Origin of the sequence: Rosistilla carotiformis (assembly GCF_007753095.1) — a bacterium.
Lineage (GTDB): Bacteria > Planctomycetota > Planctomycetia > Pirellulales > Pirellulaceae > Rosistilla > Rosistilla carotiformis.
The window spans coordinates 3136675-3158123 of record NZ_CP036348.1; the positions used below are offsets into that span (position 1 = coordinate 3136675).

Below are 21449 nucleotides of genomic sequence, written 5' to 3' on the forward strand. Positions count from 1 at the left end.
CATTCTAACCAACTTACCTATCCAAGGCAGTCTTTCATGGCAGACCAGAAGTCCGCACTCATTACCGGGATCACCGGCCAAGATGGTTCTTACCTGGCCGAATTGCTGCTCGAAAAAGGCTACCAAGTCCATGGGCTGGTACGCCGCAGCAGCACTTTTGGCACTGAGCGAATCGATCACATCTACCAGGATCTGCACGCCAACCCGACGCTGATGCTGCACTACGGCGACCTGACCGACGGCCAGGCGTTGACCAATTTGGTGCTCGATATCAAGCCCGATGAGATCTACAACCTGGGCGCTCAAAGCCACGTCCGAGTTTCGTTCGATCAACCGGTTTACACGCTCCAAACCGTGGGGGTGGGAGCGCTGAACGTTCTCGAAGCCGCTCGCCAACTGCAGAAGATCAAAGAGGTCCGCGTCTACCAAGCGTCCAGTTCGGAAATGTACGGTGACGTGTTGCAGACACCTCAAACCGAAACGACACCTTTCAATCCACAGAGTCCTTACGCCTGTGCGAAGGTGTACGCGTTCCACCAAACCGTCAACTATCGCGAAAGCTACGGCCTGTTCGCTTGCAACGGGATCCTGTTCAATCACGAATCCGAACGCCGCGGCGAGACCTTTGTAACGCGCAAGATCACTCGCGCCGCGACGCGGATCAAAGCAGGGCTGCAGAAGAAACTGTACCTTGGAAACCTGGACGCCAAACGCGACTGGGGCTACGCGAAAGACTACGTCGAGGGTATGTGGCGGATTCTGCAACACAGCGAACCGGACGACTTCGTGCTGGCGACGGGCGAAACACAGTCGGTTCGCGAATTCCTGCGTTTGGTCTTCGAGCAGCTGGAACTCAACTGGGAGGATTACGTGGAGATCGATCCGCGTTACTTCCGGCCGGCCGAAGTCGAATTGTTGTTGGGCGATCCTTCCAAAGCGAAGGAAAAGCTGGGCTGGACCGCATCGACCGACCTCCGCGAACTAGCTCGCATCATGGTCGAACATGACCTCGAACTGGCACAACGCGAAGCGCACGCCAAGACATTTGTCGCCGGCAACGCTTAAAAAACGGCTTCTGTTAGTAGAGAATGGCCGATCGCCGCGACGATTCGGGGAAAGCCAGCGAGCCGGCAAAGGCTGGCTGGCTTCATGGCAGCGACTAAATCCGTTTAGCAGTCGTGGCGGGCGTTTACCGCCATGCACCTCGAGCAACCTTTATGATATGCTGCCGATGTGAAGCCCCTCAAATTTTACCGGTAAGGTAAATGTAGGCCGCTGGCGGTTCAAGCGATGGCTGCACCGAGGCTGTCTATCTTCCTACAATTTTCCCTTCGACCGCCACGATGCTTTCCGAAGGGGCACGACTCAGGAGTTCAAACGAATGTCACAAGCTGAAATGACCAGAGAAGCTTACAAAGTCAAAGATATTTCGCTGGCCGAATTTGGTCGCAAAGAGATCATGCTGGCCGAAAACGAAATGCCAGGCTTGATGGCATTGCGTGAAAAGTACGGCAAATCGAAGCCTCTGGCTGGCGCTCGCATCGCTGGCTGCTTGCACATGACGATCCAAACCGCTGTTTTGATCGAGACCCTGGTCGAACTGGGCGCCGACGTGACTTGGAGCTCGTGCAACATCTTCAGCACCCAAGACCATGCCGCTGCCGCGATCGCTGCCGCTGGTATTCCCGTCTACGCTTGGAAGGGAATGACCGAAGAGGAATTCAATTGGTGCATCGAACAAACACTGACTTTCCCAAGCGGTGAAAAACTGAACATGATCCTGGACGATGGCGGCGACTTGACCGCGATGGTTCACGAACGCTTCCCCGAACTGCTGGACGATATCCGCGGTATCAGCGAAGAGACGACCGCCGGTATCCACCGCCTGCAAGTCCTTGAGAAGAAGGGCCTGTTGAAAGTTCCTGCGATCAACGTCAACGACTCGGCGACCAAGAGCAAGTTCGACAACCTGTATGGCTGCCGCGAATCGCTGGCTGACGGCGTGAAGCGAGCCACCGACATCATGTTGGCGGGCAAAGTTGCTGTCGTCGCCGGTTACGGTGACGTCGGAAAGGGCTGTGCCCACAGCCTGCAACGCTACGGTTGCCGCGTGATCGTCACCGAAATCGATCCGATCAACGCGCTGCAAGCTGCGATGGAAGGCTTCGAAGTCACCACGATGGACAACGCCGCCAAAGAAGGCAACCTGTTCGTCACCACCACCGGTAACAAGGACATCATCCTGGGCGAGCATATGGCTGCGATGCCCAACGATGCAATCGTCTGCAACATCGGTCACTTCGACACCGAAATCGACATCGCGTGGTTGGAGCGTGAAGTCGCTGCGGGCAAGGTCACCAAGCTGAACATCAAACCAGCGGACATCGGTGCCGTCGATCGCTACACCTTCGCCGACGGCCACTCGGTCATCGTTCTGGCTCAAGGCCGCCTGGTTAACTTGGGCTGTGCGACCGGACACCCAAGCTTTGTGATGAGCACCTCGTTCACCAACCAATGCTTGGCTCAGATGGAACTGTGGTCGAACACCGATCAATACGAAGTCAAAACCGTTTTGCTGCCGAAGCGTTTGGACGAAGAAGTCGCTCGCTTGCACTTGGACAAGCTGGGCGTGAAGTTGACCAAGCTGACCGAAGACCAGGCGGAATACATGGGCGTGCCGGTTGAAGGCCCTTACAAGCCCGACCATTACCGCTACTAATCGACATCGATCGGGGACCTGTGAACGCCTTCATTTGGGGGCGTTTCCGACACCCGATCCAGCGTTGAACAAATGACGACACGGCCGCGCGTTGCGAAACGCGCGGCCGTTGTTTTTATCGCCTCCGCGATCCCGCCGCCCGAACGATTTGGCTCCCGCTGCCGTAGAGGTTTCCAAAGTCAATCTGGGCCGACGTGAAATCTTAGCCAGCTGCGATTGACTTCTCAGCCGGCACGTTGATACTAAAAAGAAGCTTCATTCACTCCGAGACCTGTCCGTTGCATTCCCCACGCGCTCGATTATCGACGCTGCTGCTCTACTTCCTGCTATTTGCAGGTGGGCCGGGAATGCATTATGCCCCGATCTTTGGGCTGCACGGTCACGGCGATTGCTCGCACGCCAACTGTCCAACGGAAAAGTCCGTCTGTCACGATGGATGTTGTCACGAGGCGGCACCGACTGATTCGGTTGCCGGTTTTGCGACGGACTGTGATGGAGCTTGTGCCCTTTGCGATTTCTATTCGCACGCCAATCCAACGATCGCCTCACCGCAGCGGCTTGCTGCGGACGACGCGATCGCACTGGACGGCCCTACGACATCCGTAGGGTATCCCAACGAAAACGTTGCTTCTTATTCACCGCGCGGACCGCCGCGCGTCTAGGTATCGCTAGCGATGCTAACGCATCCGCTGGAAGTCTGTCTGCGCGATAGCCTCCGTTTAGATCCCCAAAAGATCTGCTGCGCGCCGCTGCTCGATCGCCCTAGGAAACCGAATTCGGTTCCTGCGATCCGAGTTCATCCGAATACCTATTATCTCATTCATTGATAAGAAGCCATTGATGTTGTCCTCAAAACACGCACGCCCTCGCGGCGGCTTTACGCTGGTTGAACTGTTGGTCGTGATCGCGATCATCGGAATCCTGGTCGCCTTGTTGCTCCCCGCCGTGCAAGCCGCTCGCGCCGCCGCACGACGAACCCAGTGCAAAAACAACTGCAAACAAATCGGCCTAGCCCTTCACAACTACCACGATTCGTTCCGCCAGTTCCCCGCCGGCTGGATCAGCTACCAAGGGGAGTTTGAACCGGGCTGGGGCTGGGCCGCCGCAATCCTGCCGTTCGCCGAGCAGAACAATGTCTATGAGCAGATCGACTTCCGATTGCCGATCGAAGACAGCGTCCACGATGCCGTTCGCGAAACGGTCCTTTCGATGTACATCTGCCCTAGTGACATCGCCCCCGATCAGTTCTTGATCGCCGAGGGCTCTGGCGGCCATGTCCACTCGCACAGTGCCAGCGTCGTCGCCCCAGCCTCGTATGCGATGAGCAGTGTGATTGTTGAAAGCGTCGATCACGACGGCCCTCATCTGTTCACCGTATCGAAGTCGAACTACGTCGGCGTCTTCGGGTCGTTTGAGATTCATGACAATCCTTATCGCGGCGACGGTGCGTTTTTCGCCGACAGCCGCTTGCGTTTCCGCGACTTTGTCGATGGCACCAGCAGCACGATGATGGTTGGCGAACGCTTCGGTCGCCTGGGAAGTGCGATCTGGCACGGCGTCATCCCCGAAGCTGCCGAGCCCGAAGCACGCGTCGTCGGCGTCACCGACCACTCGCCCAATTCGGAGCACATGCACTTCGAAGACTTCAGCAGCGAACATGTCACCGGAGCTCACTTCACTCTGGCCGATGGCTCGGTCCGAATGATCAGCGACACGATCGACCTGGACGTCTACCGCGCGCTGTCGACTCGCCAAGGTGGCGAACCGATCCAGAACGCCAGCTTCTAACAAGCTGCTTCCATCCCGGCGCCGCTTGAAAACCAACGGCGTCGGGAAACGCTACAGCTGCGACACCGATCGCGCTGCCGGGCGAATCGTTAAGACTTTACTGGCCTCGCCGGCGTAAACGCTTTGGCGAATGCCGAGACCAGCAACCAAGTGATCAAGAAATAGATCAACAGCCCCGTCGTCGCCCACCACAGCGGCGCGTCTTTGGGGACGACCTGCAAGACCATCTCGGCGACCGGGTGATGGATCACGTAAGCGACCAAAGCGTTCTGGCCAAAGAGCGTAAACAGCCCCACGCGCAGCGAGCCCAGATCACAGGCGAGTACAAACATCGCGTAGACCACACAGGTCATTCCGATTGAAAACCAGATGAAGCTTTGCGTGACAACTCGCTTGTCCATCATCCAGTAGTTCAGCTTTCGCTGCTCGGTTCCCGGCGGCTCCACAAACGGAGCTTCCGCCAACAGCGATGCCCACGATCGACCTTCCAAGTTCGCCCACGGCGGGACGACCGGCGACGCGGCAAACCTTTCGTCTTTGTCGCTGACCACCGGAACCGCGTTCGTTTCGCGGACATCGTAAAGCGTCGTCAGGCAAGAAACGGCATAGCCCAGCCCCATCATGACGGCTCCGCTGACAAGCAGCACGCCGACGGCGCGGCGGATCGATTGAGTTGCCATCAGGTCATAGACCAACGAGCCGGCCAGCATCACCACGCTCCAGCTGATCAAGCCAAAGCAACCGCCGTCCCACGCGCGGCGCCCCGTTGTTCCCATCCATTCATCAAACCCGTTTGGTTGGCCATAGACGAACCAATAATTGAACCATCCCGACAACGCGATGTGCGCGATCGACAGTCCGATCGCGATCGCCAATCGCACCCGCGGCGAGCACTCGATCACCGGTAACAGCAGCAACTGGGTGACACCGATGATCGCCAACACCTCCCACAAATCTGCTTTGATAAGTTCGGCGATAAACTTATGCACCGCCGCCGAATCGACGTCTGCCCACGTTTTGAAACTGCTGCCCAATCCGTACAGCACCAACGACAGTAGCACCAATCCGAGCGAACGACGCAGCATGCCGATCCACGTCGCCCGGCGGCCCGCTTTCGCAACCTTCTTGATCACCGACAGCCGATAGGAAAAACCGCAGGCAAACAGGAAACCGGGCATGATCGAATCGGCCCAGCTGAAGTGCGTGTTATTGTGCTTGAGCACTTGGTGCGTGATCGACAGCCCGCCTAAAAAATTGACGACAAACATTCCCGCAACGGCATAGCCACGGAACTGGTCCATCGAAACAACGCGAGTCGACCGTGCCCTGGTCGCCACCGGATCTACCGCGGCTGAAGACATCGAATGCACCTGACGAGAGAAGAGAAAAGAAGCAAGGCAAACGCGAATCCGAGAAAGCTACAGCCGCAGAAAGATCTTCTGCTTCTCCAGACTGCGGACAAACGTCCACGTGATCAGAAAAAACAGCAGCAGTCCCGATGCTACATACCAGCCGGGCGAGTCTTTGGGAATAAATGGCTTGACCGCCATCCCGACCATTTCGTGCAACACGTACGCCGCCAACGCATTGGTTCCAAACGTTTGGAAGAACGACCAACGCAGCGTGAACCGATCGCACGCGATGTAGAACAGCAGATAAACCAGCACCGAAACTCCAGCGCAGAACGTCACGTACGACAGCGTCCCGCCGCGTTGGCTCATCATCCAATAGTTCCATTTGCGATGCGACTGGTCGGGGGGCGCCACAAACGGCGGCTCGGCCAATCGATCGCTCCACGCCGTCGCATTCCACCAACGATCAAACTGCGCCGCGGTTGGCAGCACCGGATCGTCCGCCAATTTGGAATCGCTCGCCGAGATCGGCAGTGTCGGCGTCACGTCGTACATTCGCGTTCCGCACGACATTGCGTAACCAAGCAGCATCAAACCGCAGCCCCAACTGGCCAGACGCATCAGCGGCGGCCGAGCGGCTCCGGACATGACAGCGTCGCAAACCAATGTCCCCATCACGGTCGGAACCGACCAAGTCAAGAAGCCCAGCGGCCCGCCATCGATCCCATTGGGACTGGTGTTCACCCACGTGTAGTTGAACCAATACGAAAGCAGCACATGCGCGATCGCACTGCCCACCATCCACAAGCACCGAACCCGCACGGTGGCGGCGATCACCGGCAGGATCCACAGCGAAGTCACTGCGATATGCATCAGCGTTTGAAACCAGTTCCGCTTCAGCAGTTCCGGCAGGATCCCCGCCGGCCCCAACGCAACCAACTCTTCCCAGGTGCTTGCCGGAGGCGAGACGTTGTAGATCACGATCGAGACGAGCATCAGCCCCAACAATCGCCGCACCATCCGCCAGTTGGCCGCCGCGGCGCCATCGCGTTGCACCCGTCGACCAAACGTCAATCGAAAGGCAAACCCAACCGCAAACAAAAACTGCGGCATGATCGTGTCGGCATAACTGCAGTAATCGTGGTGGTGCTTCAACACCGCTGGCGAGACGGAAAAGCTGGCCAGGAAATTGACTAACAACATGCCGACAACGGTGTAGCCGCGGAACTGATCCAACGACACGATCCGCTTGCGAGCTTCCGATCCTTCGACGGCAGCGGGAATGGTTTGAATGGCTGCCGTCATGAGTGCGTTCGTCGCCCGGTAAAGGAAGGTCGCTTGCCGGGGGCAAGAGGTTCATCGTTCGGCTGGTTGCAGCAGAATGGGTGCGAGTTGGCGCAGGCGATCCCGCGAGCGGCGTCGCGCGACCACATGTACAACATCAGCGGAAGCTATTATTGCGTCGAGGCGGCTGCGGTTTCAATCTCTTGGATCGCCGCTTGTGCATCGGAGCGAACTTTGTCGTCCGATGTCTGCTGAATCGCTTTTTCCAGCTCTGGAATCGCTCCCTTCGCAAATGCTCCCATCCGCCCTAGCTCGCGTGCTGCTTGAGCGTTCTTCTTTTCACTGTTTTTGCGATGGAGCATCTCGATTAAGTACTCCATCTTCTCCTCATCACTCTTGGCCATCTGCCCTGGAGCCTGAGGTTCCGTCGCCGTCGGCTCGGGATCCCCGCCACAACCGACGAGACTTAGGCCGCCAGAGAAAAGGACACTCAACAAAACAATTCGCAACATGGATCGACATCCTCGTGATAGATAACGCAACCGCAACGGCGGCGCTCCGGTGGCTTACGCGCAGCGGACTTCCTGAATTTTTTAAAGCCCGCAAAGATGACGAGCATTCAACTGGACGAAGAAGACAGCGACGAACGCGCTGGCTCAAATAACCATTAGCCAAACGGCTACATTCACGCGGCCCCAATGGATTGCACGAAGCCAAGTGCCGCCGCATTCGTCGATCGATGCGGCGGCCCTTGGTCCAAGTTTGTGCAACGCAGCTGCACGGCTCGCCTAGCTCTACAGTCCGGTGACGACTTCACCGCCGCCGATCGTCGAACTGCTGCGGTAGATCGTCATGTCGATCGTCTCGCTGACAAACCGCACCGCACCATCAGCCAACAGAAACATCCCGCCGCCCGGATGTTGGCTGCGGAAGTTCGACGTGCTGTTGAGGCCGCCGTTGGCGCTGCTGGTCGTGTCGCGTTGCTGTGTTGTGCGGCTCCCTCCAGAATCTAACGCCATATAGCTGTCGGTGACAGGCCATTTGTTCAAGCGTTCCATCGTGCAACCAAAGGCATTGGTTCCCAGCACGCTCGGCAGATCCTCATCTCCGGGCTGGCCAACCAACCAGCCAAAGTTGGCTTCGAATCGCTGTCCACCGAAATCAGGATTGGTGCAATTGACACCACGACACAGTGGCCAGGCGGATCCGCCCGCCGCTTCGCCCATGGCAAACGTGTTGCTTGTTCCGTCGGTGACTTCCGCAATCCTAACTTTCATACCACGATTAAACATCCCTTTTTCGGATGCCGGAATCGGACCGTTCAAATAGCCCTTTTTCGATCCACGCTGCGGCCGGCCGTCGGCGGGCAAAATGAACCCAGGAGCTTGCTGGTCGGCGCGGTCCCAATCGACAGCCCATGAATCGTTGACGCCTTTGCAGAAGGCGTAATGCATTGCGCCAAAAGATGGCACGCCGATGCCGGGCGAATGGATTTCATCTCCCGCAGGTCCCCATTGAGCAACCGGGTTCGTCGGACCGTTGGTCGCCGAAGGGCAGATCGCTGTCTCCAATACAACCGTTTCGATGTCCGAACTCGCGGCCGCGTCGTACCAGTCTTCGTTGACGCCAGGCGCGTCTTGCAACGCCGTCTGTTCCATGAACGGCAGCAACGCGATCGTCGCATGGGTTTGCACATACATGTAGCCATCGCCGGCCGCCCGCGGCACGTCGCCCATCGGGAACGCCTTGTAAACATCGTGGAACGTGTGCATCGCGATCCCAAACTGCTTCATGTTGTTGGTGCACTGCATCCGGCGAGCGGCTTCTCGAGCCGATTGAACCGCTGGCAATAGCAAACCAACAAGAATGCCGATGATCGCAATCACGACCAGCAACTCGACAAGCGTGAAGCCTGCCTTTCGGAAACGCGGACCTTGGACACTAGACATGTCATGACTCCGAATCGATAGATTAAAGAATAGTTGCGAAGCGAGCGCTTGCAGTGAGTGGGGACGCGACGCTGAATGCATCGTGTCCGACATCTCAACGCTGATTAGATTCGATAACCCGGATCAGTCAAGAGAATTCTCTGCACTGAAATTTGAAATCCGCGCGAAGCGCTGCCCCAAAGTAATGGTTTCACGTCCATTCAAGAGCCTTGCATTCGCGGAAGAAGCTCGCGAAACCTAACATGGCATTTTACGGGAACACGCAGCGCCCAGCCCAAAGGAGGGGTCGCGAGTTCGCCATTATCCTCCGTGAATAGCGGGTGAACCTCCGCAACCGAGATCCTTTGGTTCCACCCAACAATTGCGCGACGCACCGCGGCGCCCGCGTTCTGTAGCTCTTCAGACGCAGCCCACCAAAGAACCATCAGCGAGCGACACAAACGCTGAATTTTTTTTCTCACGGAGCCAATCTTCATCGGATCTACCGAATCCGCAGCCGCCTTCACCAGCGTTCCAGCATCGGAGCGTCGCAACTGAGACATGAGGCAGCTTGTGCCTCACATTGGCAGCACGTCTTCGTCGACCTGTGGAAGGTCTTCGAGACTGCCCAAACCAAATAGGTTCAGGAACCGTTGCGTTGGGTAGTACCGGGGGACCGCACGGCCTTCCCCTTCCGCTTTCTCACGCGTGACATCCAACAATCGCCGACGGACCAATTGATTCAACAGCGGGCCACAATCGCGGCCGCGCTGGTTGGAGAGATCGGGGGCCGAGATGCCGGGCTGGTAGGCGACCAAGGCTAGAATTTCCAGCGCGACCTGTGACAGTCGCGCCTCGCGGACCTTGCCGTAAAAAACGCGGCGGACCGCGTCGACCTCGGGAGATAACAACATCCGGTAGCCCCCCTGCTCCTTGTCGATCCGCATCGCATGACCATCCTCGCGGTAGATGGCGTTGAGCGATTCGATGATCGATTCAACCTCCTTCGGACTCACATCGCGCATCACGCGTGCAAGTTCCTTTGCCGTCAACGGCTTGTTTTCGGGGTGCCCGATGAACAATGCCGCCTCGACGATTCCTTCGGGAGTCGGCGGCTCGATCGGTTGTTCCTCGATCGGCGCTATATCGGCCGCCGCGTCCTCGTCAGTCGCTTCGCCTCCCCCCTCTTCAACGGGCGGCGGTTCGGGCATCAGCCCCGCTTCGACCATCGCCTCGGCATACGCAGCCCCGAGATCGTCCAACGAAAAATCGTCTTCTGCTTCGTCTTCTGCTTCGTCTTCTGCTTCGTCTTCTGCTTCGTCTTCTGCTTCGTCTTCTGCTTCGTCTTCTGCTTCGTCTTCTGCTTCGTCTTCTGCTTCGTCTTCTGCTTCGTCTTCCGCTTCGTCTTCTCCCGACTCGTCTAGCGCATCGACAAGTTCATCGTCGACTTCGGCTTTACCTTCTCGTTCCTCGTCGTCAGTGTTCTTGTCATCCATGTTGATCACACTCTAAGCGGGGTTCGTTTGAAACGAAGATCATAGACCGCGAGATTGCGTCGCGGTTTCTGCAGGTTGGCGGAGGGACCTAATTGCTTAAAACCATTCTTGAGTCGTCGGCTTCAGAACGATTTCCGGCACGTGGGCACGCGGTGGCAGCGAGGCGATCGAGACCATCAGCGCACCAAAGTCCTCCGGTTGCAGGATCGAATCGCGATGCTCTTGGCTGACCGGATTGGGGCGTTTGTCCAACAGCGGCGTATTGACTTCGCCCGGATAGACGTTGGTGATTCGTACCCCCTCGTCGCGGACTTCGTTCGACGCGGCCGTTCCCATCGCGGTCATGGCAAACTTGCTGGCACAATAAGCGATCCCGCCAAGCTGGATCGCACGTTTTCCGGCGATGCTGGAGATGTTGATGATCAGCCCATCGCGGCGCGCTCGCATCGCGGGCAGCACCGCATTCATCACGTTGTACCCGCCGGTTGCGTTGATCGCCAAAACTTGGTCCCACTGCTCCGGCTGCATCTGAGCCATCGAACGGGTCGCGATGTTGATCCCCGCCGCGTTGCAGACGATATCGACAGGGCCGATCGTCTCGGCCACCCAAGCGAACAGCGAGTCGACACTCTCGCGATCGGCGACATCCGCCGAACGGACAGCGATTGGGTGCGGCGACGCGATCGAATCGGCAAACGTTTGCAACGTTTCGATTCGCCGTCCAGCAATCACCACGCGGCAGCCCGCTTCGGCAAACCCGCGAGCGATTCCCGCACCGATCCCCGTCCCGCCACCGACGACGACGGCGACCTTATCCTTTAAAACACTCATCCTGTCGAATCCCTGTTCCCGATGTACGAATTTACACAACACCAGCGAATCCGCTGGCGAGCTCCAATGGGCGATAAGGTCTTCAATATAGCGACTGGGGAGATCCCGAATACCGACGCTCGGCGACAACGCAGATCACGGTTGAGGGTTAGGCAATCCGGGCAACCCGACGCGTAAGCGAGGAATGCACAAGGCCGCTCGCTAACGCGCCGGGTTGTCATTTGCAGAGACGCTCCAGTTTTGAAAAGCGAATGGCGCTGGCGACAGCCATCGGCCCACCCCAGGGTGCTCTGGATTGACAGAGAAACCATTGGGGGCGTACATTAGCACGTTTTTCCTCGACCCAATCGAATGCGACGATAGCCACCCGTAGGCGTCGTCAATGTTCCGGCGCGAAGGAGCCAGTGTGGATCAGGCAATTGCCAAAGCGGACACCTTAATCGAAGCGATGGGCTGGATCCGTCAATTCCGAGGTAAGACAACCGTCATCAAGCTCGGCGGCAGCTTGTTGGACGATACCGAAGCGCTCCGTCACATCCTGTTGGACGTGATCTTTATGGAAACCGTCGGGATGCGCCCTGTGATCGTGCACGGCGGCGGCAAGGCGATCAATCGAGCGTTGGCCGCCGAGGGGATCGAACCGGTCTTCATTAAAGGACGCCGCGTGACCGATCCCGCTACGCTGCAGATCGTCCGCAAGGTGTTGGCCGGCGAAACCAACACGATGATCACGCAGGAAGTCGAACGGATGGGAGGCCGGGCGATGAACCTGAGCTTCGACACGACCTGTGTTTTGCGAGGCAAAAAGCTGCAACTCGAAGGCGAAGCCGATCTCGGCGCCGTCGGTTACGTCACCGATGTCGACCGCCACGTGATCGAGAGCCTCTCTTATACCAACCAGGTCCCCGTGATCCCTTCGATGTGCGAGGGTCCCGACGGCAATCCGTTGAACGTCAATGCCGACACCGCGGCGATGGCTGTCGCCCAAGCGTTGGGAGCCGAGAAGTTGATCTTCTTAAGCGACGTCAACGGCGTCCGGATGGACAAAGACGATCCCGACACGACGATCCGCTCCCTGACCAGCGACGAAGCCAAAGAGCTGATCGCATCGGGCGTGATCGAAGCCGGAATGATCCCGAAAGTCGAAGCCTGTCTCGAGACGCTCGACCGTGGCGTGGGCAAAGTCCATATCGTCGACGGCAAACTACGGCACTCCCTGTTGCTGGAAATCTATACGACCAGCGGCATCGGCACCGAGATCGTCAAGCAACGGATGCCGATTCAATAACGTCGCGGGACATTTTGGCGAACCCGCCGCGTCCCTTTGTTCTCTTTATCGCTTTCCCTATTTTCCGAGCGTGGAGCATCGTCCTTTGAGTGATTACTTGTCGTCGTCCGACACCGTGGAATTGTTCGATCAATATGTGATCCCCAACTACGTTCGCTACCCCGTGAACTTGGTCCGCGGTGAGGGTTCGAAGGTCTGGGACAGCGAAGGCAAAGAGTATTTGGACCTGTTCCCGGGCTGGGGCTGCAATCTGTTGGGGCACTGCCCACCGCGAATCGTCGAAGCGGTTCAAAAGCAGGTCGCCGAATTGATCCACGTTCCGAACACCTGGTACATGCAACAACAGGGCCAGTGGGCTCAGCTGTTGAGCGAGCGAAGCTTTGGTGGCCAAGCGTTTTTCTGCAACAGCGGTGCCGAAGCGAACGAAGCGGCGATCAAGCTGGCGCGGCTGCACACGCCCGCCGAACGCTACAAGATCATCACCTTCACCGGCGGTTTCCACGGCCGAACCCTTGGCGCTCTGACCGCTACGGCTCAACCAAAGTATCACGAAGGTCTGGGCCCGTTGGTCGCTGGATTCACCTATTGCCCGTTCGGCGATCTGGCTGCGGTTCGCGAGGCGGTCGGCGATCAAACCTGTGCGATCATGCTGGAACCGATTCAAGGGGAAGGGGGCGTTCAGATTCCTCCCGACGGGTTCCTGCAAGGGCTTCGCGAATTGGCCGACGAACACGGCCTGGTGCTAATTTTTGATGAAGTTCAAACCGGATGCGGCCGGACCGGCGAGTGGTTTGGGTACCAATATTTTGGTGTTGAACCGGACATCATGACGCTCGCCAAATCGCTTTGCGGTGGCGTTGCTGGCGGAGCGATGATGGCCCGTCCCGAGATCGCCGCGAGCCTGAAACCAGGCACCCATGCATCGACTTTCGGCGGCAATCCGATCGCGGCAGCTGCTGGAATCGCAGCGATCGAAACGATCGAATCCGAAGGCCTGTTGGATCATGCGAAGCAATTGAGTCAATTGATCGAAGAGAAGGCCAATGCGTTGGTCGATCAGTTTGAATTCGTACGCCAAGCCCGCGTTGCCGGGTTGATGATCGGTATCGAACTGGATATCGAAGGCGCACCCATCGTCGCTCAATGCATGAAACAGGGTCTGCTGATCAATTGCACCCAAGGGAACATCTTGCGGTTGCTGCCCGCGATGAATCTAGAGCTCGCCGATGCGGAGCGTGGTCTGGATCTGATCGCCGAAGCATTGCAAGCGGTTGGTCGCGAATCGATCGAAGCCTAATTATCCGTCCGATTATCTGATTTTAAGGATCCGAAGATGCGTCACCTACGCACGCTATTTGATCTCTCGCCGGCCGAAGTCAAACAAATCCTGGCGACTGCGCTCACACTTAAAACGCGGCTGGCCGAAGGGGACCGGACGCCGATTTTGCCTGGCCGCGTGTTGGGGCTGCTGTTTGAAAAACCGAGCCTGCGGACTCGCGTCAGCTTTGAAGCCGGGATGGCTCAACTGGGCGGATCGAGCCTGTTCCTCGGTTCGGATGTCGGTTGGAAGACCCGGGAATCGGTAAGCGATTTCACGCGCGTGATCGGTCAGTATCTGGACGTCGTCGTCTGCCGAGCCAAAGCGCACGACCGCGTCGAAGAATTGGCTCAGTTTAATGCGTTGTCGGTCGTCAACGGACTCACCGACCTCTCGCATCCCTGCCAAGCACTGGCGGACATGCTGACGATCCTTGAGACGTTTGGCACCTGCGCTGGCAAACACATGGTCTTTGTCGGCGATGGCAATAACGTCGCCCGTAGCTTGGCCCTGATCTGCGCGATGCTGGACGCGAAATTCACCTTGGCTTGCCCCGCCGGCTACGAGATCGACACGCCGTGGATCGAGCGGATTCGCAAGGAATATCCCAACGCGCAAATCCAGCAGGTTCGCGACCCGATGCCTGCGGTAGCCGATGCCGACGCGATCTACACCGACGTCTGGACCAGCATGGGACAAGAGGACGAACGAGCCGAACGCGTCAAGATCTTCCAAGACTATCAAGTCAACGAAGCGCTGCAGGCAGCCGCTCCCAAGGAGTGCCAAATCCTGCACTGCCTGCCAGCCGTTCGCGGCGAAGAGATCACCGAAGGGGTGATCGAAAGCCCGCAGAGTGCGATCGTCCAGCAAGCAGGCAACCGCATGCACGCTCAAAAGGCGTTGCTGGTGTGGCTGCTGGAACCGAACTGGATCGCGGAAAACGTCAAGTAAGCACGCTTCAACGAAGAACAGCGGCTCTCGATTAGCCGCTGTTCCAACGCGTACATTCATCGGTCGTGCGTCTCGCGCGCCGCTGCTTCCCTGAATGATTGTCGCAGCGCCTGCTTCGCTCTATAGACTTGGGGCTGCCGCGCGTTGCCCGAACTCGCGGTACCGCTGGCGGCGAGTTTGCGTCGAAGCGTTCCGCAGCCGAGTCAACGTCGGCTGGACATCGGTCCTCAGGACGCGGAACGAACCAGGTTACAACGGCGGCGCCGACGAACAGGGCCGCCGACAGCGGCTGGGAAACCGCGCCGCCGCTGGATTTTTGTTACGTCGAGATGGAATTTCGACGCGCCGGGTATCGGTCTCTACTCTTCCGAAACCGTCACCTTGTCCATCGTGTCGCCTTGCGCGATCGAATCGACAACGTCTTGGCCTTCGATCACTTTACCAAACACGCTGTGCTTGCCGTCCAAGTGAGGACATGCGACGTGGGTGATGAAGAATTGCGATCCGTTGGTGTTCGGGCCGGCGTTGGCCATCGACAGGACACCGGGACCATCGTGACGCAATTCGGGCACAAATTCGTCTTCGAAATTGTAGCCGGGGCCGCCAGTTCCGGTTCCCAGTGGGCAGCCGCCTTGGATCATGAAGTCGGGGATCACGCGGTGAAACTTCAGACCGTCATAATAGCCCTTGCCAGCCAACGTTTCGAAGTTTTCAACGGTCTTTGGTGTCTGTTCGGGGAACAGTTCAATTCGGATTTTACCCTTAGTGGTTTCAAATGTTGCAATTTTCAACGGAACGCTCCGGCTGGGAGTTGAACGAGCAGAGGAATATCTTCTGCCAGTGTGGAATACAGGTTTGATTTAGGCGTCAGCTTAAAGGGTGTGGGCGACACCGACAACCTGTCATGCGGGCCCGATGCAAAGTCGGGGAACCCATCAATCGTCCATCGTTTCCAGATCCAATTGCTTCATTTTGCGATACAGATTGGACCGATGGACGCCCAACATCGCAGCCGCTTCGGTCATATTGTGCCCGGCGCGTTGGATCGCGGATTGGATGTGTTGGATCTGGAATTGACGAGTTGCTTCGTTGAGCGATTTATGCGCTAAACGCTGCGAATCGGACTGATCGCTCGGGCTGGCCGAAAAGGTGAGGTCCGAAGCTTGGATGATATCCGAGCTGCATAAATAGCTGACACGTTCGATCAGGTTCCGTAGTTCTCGGATGTTGCCGGGCCATGGATGGGACTTAAGCGCCTGCTGGGCGGCGGAGGAGAGGGTGGGAACGCGGTGCCCCTGCTTGTGAGCAAAGTCTTCGAGAAAGTGTTGCGCCAGCAGCAGGATGTCATCACCCCGCTCACGGAGCGCCGGAAGCTTCAACGTGACGACGTTCAGGCGGAAGTAGAGATCCTCGCGAAAGCGTTTCTGGCGGACCAGTTCGGCTAGGGGTTGATTGGTTGCGGCGAGAACGCGGACATCGGTGTTGATCGACGTGAAGCCGCCGACACGAACGATCACCTTTTCCTCTAACGCCCGCAGCAGTTTCGCTTGGCCACCGAGGCTCATGTCGCCGATTTCGTCCAGGAACAAGGTGCCCCCATTGGCGATCTCAAACTTTCCCGCCCGCGCTTCATGGGCATCGGTAAAGGCGCCTTTTTCGTGGCCGAACAATTCGCTTTCGAGAAGCGTTTCCACGATTGCTGCGCAATTGACCGCGATGAACGGTTCGCGGCGGCGGGGGCCGGTCAGATGGATCGAACGGGCCAAGACCTCTTTGCCCGTTCCGTTTTCGCCCAGGATCAGCACCGAGAGATCGGTTTTCGCGACTCGATCGGTCGTTTTGCGCAGCGCCACGACTGCTGCGCTTTCGCCGATCACCTGCACGTTCTCCGCGGCGGCGAGCGCCAATTGATCGCAGTTCTGCGCCAACCGCTCGCGTTCTTGTGAGTTTTCGATCGCCGCGGCGGCATGCACCGCCAGCTCCTGCAGCACGTGTTCATCTTGCTCGGTGAAGCGGCCATCGCGTTTGTTCAGGACTTCAAACACTCCCATCCGCTTGCCGTTGCGGTTGTTCAAAGGAACCGCGACCAACGATGTCGTCTGGAATTGAAGTTGTGCGTCGGGCTTGCGGTTGACCTCGGATTCACTGTCGGACCCATCCCAGCGTTTGGCAATTCCGGAACTGAGCACCGCGCCGACGATCCCCGCCGAATCATCGACTTCCAATTGCCCCCCTTCGACGCCCATCGCGGGCCGACCAACCAACAGCGAGCGACGTCGGTCCCACAAGAAGATGCTGGCCCGCTGGGCGTCCAACAATTGCGTTGCCGCTTCGGCCATCGATTCCAGCAGTTCCGCCCAATCGCGTTGCTGCTGCCACGTGGCGGCGATTTCTAACATCGTTGTCAAACGCTGGATCTCCGCATCGCGAGCGGTTTCGTTACCTGCGATTTGAATCAGTAGGCCCGCCAATTGGGCCAGACCAATCAGGAGCGGCCGCAATGCGTCGGCTTGCTTGACCGCCGAACGGGGCACTTGAACAACGAGAAGACCAGGAGCCGTGTCGTTGGAATCGATCGCCGCAGCGACCCAACCACTGTCGTGGAGGAGGAACGGAGCGTCGAGCGCCGCTGAGATCACGACTTCGGGAACCGCCGCGAGTCGGAAATCGGAATCCACGTTGAAGGTTGGTTCCGGGCTCCAGTCTTTGCCCCGCTGTCGCACAATCGCGATCGCGCCGGGGCGAAAATCAGCCAAGACGCCGCTGATGGCGGGATAAAAAGTCGGTTGGAATGGTTCGCCCGCAGCAAGTTGGCGGAGTAATTCACAGCCCAGCTCGCGAACGACCGGAGGCCAATGTGACGATAAATAGTCGGTTTTGCTTGGCATTTCGCGATTGGGGTGCTTTCGTGAGACGAGGAGCCCGGCCAGTTCGGGCGACGTCCGCGTCATTAACACGACTGGCCTGATAGACGTTTTAGGTGCTCGATTGTTATCTTAACGATTGATTTTATCGAGGTAGCATCCAGCGATGTCGGGACCAATGCCCCGCCCTGGATTGGAATTGCATTTCGCATTGCTTAAAGAAAGGACAGAACGTCGCGATGGATTTTACTGGAAAGAAGGGCTTGGTATTGGGAGTCGCCAACGACCATTCGATCGCTTGGGCGATCGCTCAAGAATTGCTCGATGGCGGCGCGGAAGTCGGATTTACGCACCTGCCTGATCGTCCCGATGACGAGCGACGCAAGAACCGAACCCGCGTCAGCAAGCTGACCGACAATTATCCAGGTGCCAAGTTCCTGGAACCGTTGGACGTTTCGGACGACGCTCAGATCGCTGGCATCATGGCCAAGGCAAAAGAAGAATTCGGGACGATCGATTTCTTGTTGCATTCGATTGCGTTCGCCGATCGTGCTGACTTGGGCCGCGAGACGATCGAAACCAGCCGCGACGGATTTAAGTTGGCGATGGACATCAGCGTTTACAGCTTGATCGCTGTTTGCAACGCGGCGCGTCCGATCCTGGCTCCCGGGGCTTCGGTCGCGACGATGACCTATTACGGTGGCGAAAAGTGTGTGCCCGGTTACAACGTGATGGGTATTTGCAAAGCGGCGCTCGATGCAACGATGCGTTACCTGGCCTACGATTTGGGACAGCAAGGCGTTCGCGTGAACGCATTGAGCGCAGGCCCCGTGCGAACCCTGGCCGGCAAGGCGGCGGGTGTCGACGACATGCTGGCGCTGTACGAGCACATGGCCCCGTTGGGACGTAATGTCACGCACGGCGAAGTTGGCAAAACGGGGGCGTTCTTGCTGAGCCCGGCCAGCCAAGGTGTGAGCGGCGAGATCCTGCACATCGATGGTGGATACCACTCGATGGGAAGCCCCGGCCGACTGTTGGACAAGATCAAGCAACAGCAGAGCTAGCCGCCGGCGATTACACTGTCGGTAAAGAAAGGATCGCCCCCACCCAAGCCGCGCACGCGGGAGTGCTTTGGAAATGAAACGCAGGACTTCACGTCGCCGCTTTGATCTCCAACCGTTTTCCGTCTGCGTGTGGCTGGTTTTGACAGCCGCCGGTGGTGGGCGAGCCGATGATGGAAAGATCGACTTCGCCCACGAAGTCGTTCCGATCCTCAAGCAGCACTGTGTCACGTGCCATGGTGGACGGGAACGCGAAGGGGATTTTTCGATCAACACGCGCGCTGACCTGATCGGTTCGCAAATGGTCGAAATCGCATCGCCCGACGCCTCGCATCTTCTCGGCCTGGTGACCTCGTCGGATCCCGACACGCAGATGCCGCCGTCGGATCGAGCCCGTTTATCGGCTGCCGAAGTGGCGACGCTGCGGCGTTGGATCGCTGCGGGATTGCCCTGGGACGACGATCTAACCTTCGCGATCAACAGCTACGATCCGCCGCTAAAGCCTCGCGTGCCGGAACTTCCCGCGGCGGTGGACGGTCGGTCGAATCCGATCGACCGAATTCTCGACGCCGATCTGCAACGCAACGACTTGCCCCGTCCGTTGCCGATCGATGACGCAACGTTCGCGCGTCGTGTGCATCTCGATTTGGTCGGCCTGCTTCCCACGCCACAGCGGCTGGTTGAGTTTTTGGCAAACGAAGCGCCCGATAAACGGGACCGCTTGATCGATGAACTGTTGGCCGAGCGGTTCGCTTATGCCGAACATTGGCTGACCTTTTTTAACGATCTGCTGCGTAACGACTACAGCGGTACGGGCTTCATCACCGGCGGTCGCAAACAGGTCAGCGGTTGGTTGTACGCTGCGCTGCTGGCGAACAAGCCGTTCGACCAAATGGCCCGCGAATTGATCGCGCCGCCGACGGACGAGAGCCGCGGTTATATCGACGGCATCAAGTGGCGGGGCGAAGTGAGCGCCGGGCAGACGCTAGAGATTCAGTTCGCGCAGAGTGTTTCGCAATCCTTTCTCGGGATCAACATGAAGTGCGCTTCGTGTCACGACAGCTTCATCGATCGGTGGACGTTGCGCGATGCGTACGGGCTGGCGGCGATCTACGCTTCGCAACCGCTTGAGCTGCATCGATGTGACAAACCGACGGGGCAGATGGCCGAAGCCGCTTGGATGTTTCCAGAGCTTGGCCAGATCGATCCCGCCGCGCCACGAGAGGAACGTCTGAATCAACTGGCCGGTTTGATGACGCACCGCGAAAACGGTCGCTTCGCGCGCACGATTGTCAATCGGTTGTGGTATCGATTAATGGGACGCGGGATCGTGCATCCGTTGGACGCGATGCAAAACGAGCCCTGGAACGTCGACTTGTTAGACTATTTGGCCAGCGACTTCATCGCCAACGGTTTTGATCTGAAGGCGACTCTCAGACGGATCGCCACCAGCCAGGCTTATCAATCGCAAACCGAATCGGTGACGCAGCCCGAATCGTCGGAGACCTACGTCTATCGTGGCCCGCGAGCACGGCGGATGACGGCCGAACAATTCCTCGACGCGATCTGGCAATTGACCGGCAGTGGACCAGAGAAAATTGACGCGCCCGTGGTGAGGAGCAATCTCGGGAAGGACGCGTTGGAATCGATTGCCATGGAAGGAGAGTGGATCTGGGGAGCGTCGGAGGTCCAGCCTCCCGCGGCGGGCGCCGAGGTGGCGCTGCGGAAAACGATCACTCTACCCGGCGAGGTCGCAGCTGGCGGAGCGATGCTCACCTGCGACAACGAGTTCCGGCTGTTCATCAACGGACGCCGCGTCGCTGCGGGGGACAATTGGACACGGCCGCAAACGGTCGCGTTTTCGAAGCATCTAAACGAAGGAGAAAACACGCTGTTGGTGATCGCCAAAAATGCGGGTTCGTCTCCCAACCCAGCCGGCCTCTATTTTCAGGCTCAAATCACGCTCGACGATGGAACCGTCAAGCGGGTCTCATCGGATGATTCTTGGCAATTCAGTAACACGTTGCCAAAAGAAACCAAGGGGCAGCTTACCGATCTTCCAACCGACTGGCGGCCCGCGGAAATCGTTCCCGCCGTGACGGCTTGGAAAAGCTTGATCCAGGCGGAGGGGCGTACGCTGTTAGCTCGCGTCGCGTTGGGAGACGGCGATCTGCCTCCGGTTCGGGCTTCGCTGATGAAGAACACCGCACTGATGAAATCGTTGGGGCGACCGATGCGGGAACAGATTGTGTCGATGCGGCCCGATCGATTGACGACGCTCGAAGCGATCGATCTTGCCAACGACGCTGAATTGGCGGAGAGCTTTGCCGCCGGAGCGCGTCACCTTTTGCAGCAGCAGCCGACAACCGAAGCTTTGGTACGGAGGTTGTTTATGGCTGCGTTGTCGCGTGAGCCGACGATGGAAGAATCGCGACTGTTTGCCGAAGCGATAGGCACACCGCCTAGCGAAGCGAGCCTGCAAGATGCTGTGTGGGCGATCTGCATGTTGCCTGAATTTCTGCTGATTCGATAGGCCAAATGTTGTTGCCCCGCGATCGGCTTTTCCTGT

The 21449-nt window shown here is 58.1% G+C and carries 17 protein-coding genes; 9 read left to right on the forward strand and 8 right to left on the reverse strand.

The genetic code is table 11. The features are described 5' to 3' along the window. Positions 1-36: 36 nt before the first annotated feature. From gmd to Poly24_RS11465, 4 genes are all read left to right on the forward strand, one after another. Complete coding sequence (gene gmd, locus Poly24_RS11450; RefSeq protein ID WP_145094862.1) at positions 37-1065, forward strand: GDP-mannose 4,6-dehydratase; 1029 nt, start codon at positions 37-39, stop codon at positions 1063-1065. A 316-nt stretch (positions 1066-1381) separates the two neighbouring features. Next, complete coding sequence (ahcY, locus tag Poly24_RS11455; protein WP_145094865.1) at positions 1382-2719, forward strand: adenosylhomocysteinase; 1338 nt, start codon at positions 1382-1384, stop codon at positions 2717-2719. A gap of 278 nt (positions 2720-2997) precedes the next feature. Next, positions 2998-3381, forward strand: coding sequence for a hypothetical protein (locus Poly24_RS11460; protein ID WP_145094868.1), 384 nt, complete (start codon positions 2998-3000; stop codon positions 3379-3381). A 178-nt stretch (positions 3382-3559) separates the two neighbouring features. Next, the gene (locus tag Poly24_RS11465) at positions 3560-4507 is read left to right on the forward strand and encodes a DUF1559 domain-containing protein (RefSeq protein WP_145094872.1); all 948 of its coding nucleotides are present in this window, start codon (positions 3560-3562) and stop codon (positions 4505-4507) included. Positions 4508-4596: 89 nt separating this feature from the next. Here Poly24_RS11465 and Poly24_RS11470 read toward each other — a convergent pair whose 3' ends face one another. The 6 genes from Poly24_RS11470 to Poly24_RS11495 form a co-directional block, all read right to left on the reverse strand. Next, positions 4597-5808, reverse strand: a complete 1212-nt coding sequence (locus Poly24_RS11470; RefSeq protein ID WP_231753587.1) for a heparan-alpha-glucosaminide N-acetyltransferase domain-containing protein — start codon at positions 5806-5808, stop codon at positions 4597-4599. A 117-nt stretch (positions 5809-5925) separates the two neighbouring features. Continuing rightward, entirely contained in the window at positions 5926-7164 is a 1239-nt protein-coding gene (locus Poly24_RS11475; protein ID WP_145094878.1) for a heparan-alpha-glucosaminide N-acetyltransferase domain-containing protein, read from the reverse strand. A gap of 149 nt (positions 7165-7313) precedes the next feature. Continuing rightward, positions 7314-7655 (reverse strand): hypothetical protein, encoded by a 342-nt coding sequence (locus Poly24_RS11480; RefSeq protein ID WP_145094881.1) that lies wholly within the window; start codon positions 7653-7655, stop codon positions 7314-7316. 282 nt (positions 7656-7937) lie between these two features. Next, entirely contained in the window at positions 7938-9092 is a 1155-nt protein-coding gene (locus Poly24_RS11485; protein WP_145094884.1) for a DUF1559 family PulG-like putative transporter, read from the reverse strand. A gap of 557 nt (positions 9093-9649) precedes the next feature. Next, positions 9650-10567 carry an SMC-Scp complex subunit ScpB gene (gene scpB / locus Poly24_RS11490; RefSeq protein ID WP_145094887.1) on the reverse strand — a complete coding sequence of 306 codons (918 nt, stop codon included), beginning with the start codon at positions 10565-10567 and terminating at the stop codon, positions 9650-9652. Positions 10568-10663: 96 nt separating this feature from the next. Beyond that, entirely contained in the window at positions 10664-11398 is a 735-nt protein-coding gene (locus tag Poly24_RS11495) for an SDR family oxidoreductase (RefSeq protein WP_145094890.1), read from the reverse strand. A 406-nt stretch (positions 11399-11804) separates the two neighbouring features. Here Poly24_RS11495 and argB point away from each other — a divergent pair, with 406 nt between their 5' ends. The 3 genes from argB (at position 11805) to argF (ending at position 14955) form a co-directional block, all read left to right on the forward strand. Beyond that, positions 11805-12686 carry an acetylglutamate kinase gene (argB, locus tag Poly24_RS11500; RefSeq protein ID WP_145094893.1) on the forward strand — a complete coding sequence of 294 codons (882 nt, stop codon included), beginning with the start codon at positions 11805-11807 and terminating at the stop codon, positions 12684-12686. Positions 12687-12771: 85 nt separating this feature from the next. Continuing rightward, positions 12772-13983 (forward strand): aspartate aminotransferase family protein, encoded by a 1212-nt coding sequence (locus tag Poly24_RS11505; RefSeq protein ID WP_231753588.1) that lies wholly within the window; start codon positions 12772-12774, stop codon positions 13981-13983. A gap of 36 nt (positions 13984-14019) precedes the next feature. Further along, entirely contained in the window at positions 14020-14955 is a 936-nt protein-coding gene (gene argF / locus Poly24_RS11510) for an ornithine carbamoyltransferase (protein ID WP_145094896.1), read from the forward strand. A 359-nt stretch (positions 14956-15314) separates the two neighbouring features. On the opposite strand, the gene Poly24_RS11515 is transcribed toward argF, so the two are convergent. After that, positions 15315-15746 carry a peptidylprolyl isomerase gene (locus Poly24_RS11515; protein ID WP_145094899.1) on the reverse strand — a complete coding sequence of 144 codons (432 nt, stop codon included), beginning with the start codon at positions 15744-15746 and terminating at the stop codon, positions 15315-15317. Between the two features lie 144 nt (positions 15747-15890). After that, complete coding sequence (locus Poly24_RS11520; RefSeq protein ID WP_197452505.1) at positions 15891-17843, reverse strand: sigma-54-dependent Fis family transcriptional regulator; 1953 nt, start codon at positions 17841-17843, stop codon at positions 15891-15893. A 215-nt stretch (positions 17844-18058) separates the two neighbouring features. Between Poly24_RS11520 and Poly24_RS11525 the strand changes: the two genes are divergently transcribed. Then, positions 18059-18883, forward strand: coding sequence for an enoyl-ACP reductase FabI (locus Poly24_RS11525; protein WP_145094920.1), 825 nt, complete (start codon positions 18059-18061; stop codon positions 18881-18883). A 73-nt stretch (positions 18884-18956) separates the two neighbouring features. Then, entirely contained in the window at positions 18957-21413 is a 2457-nt protein-coding gene (locus Poly24_RS11530; RefSeq protein WP_145094924.1) for a DUF1549 domain-containing protein, read from the forward strand. Positions 21414-21449 lie beyond the last annotated feature (36 nt).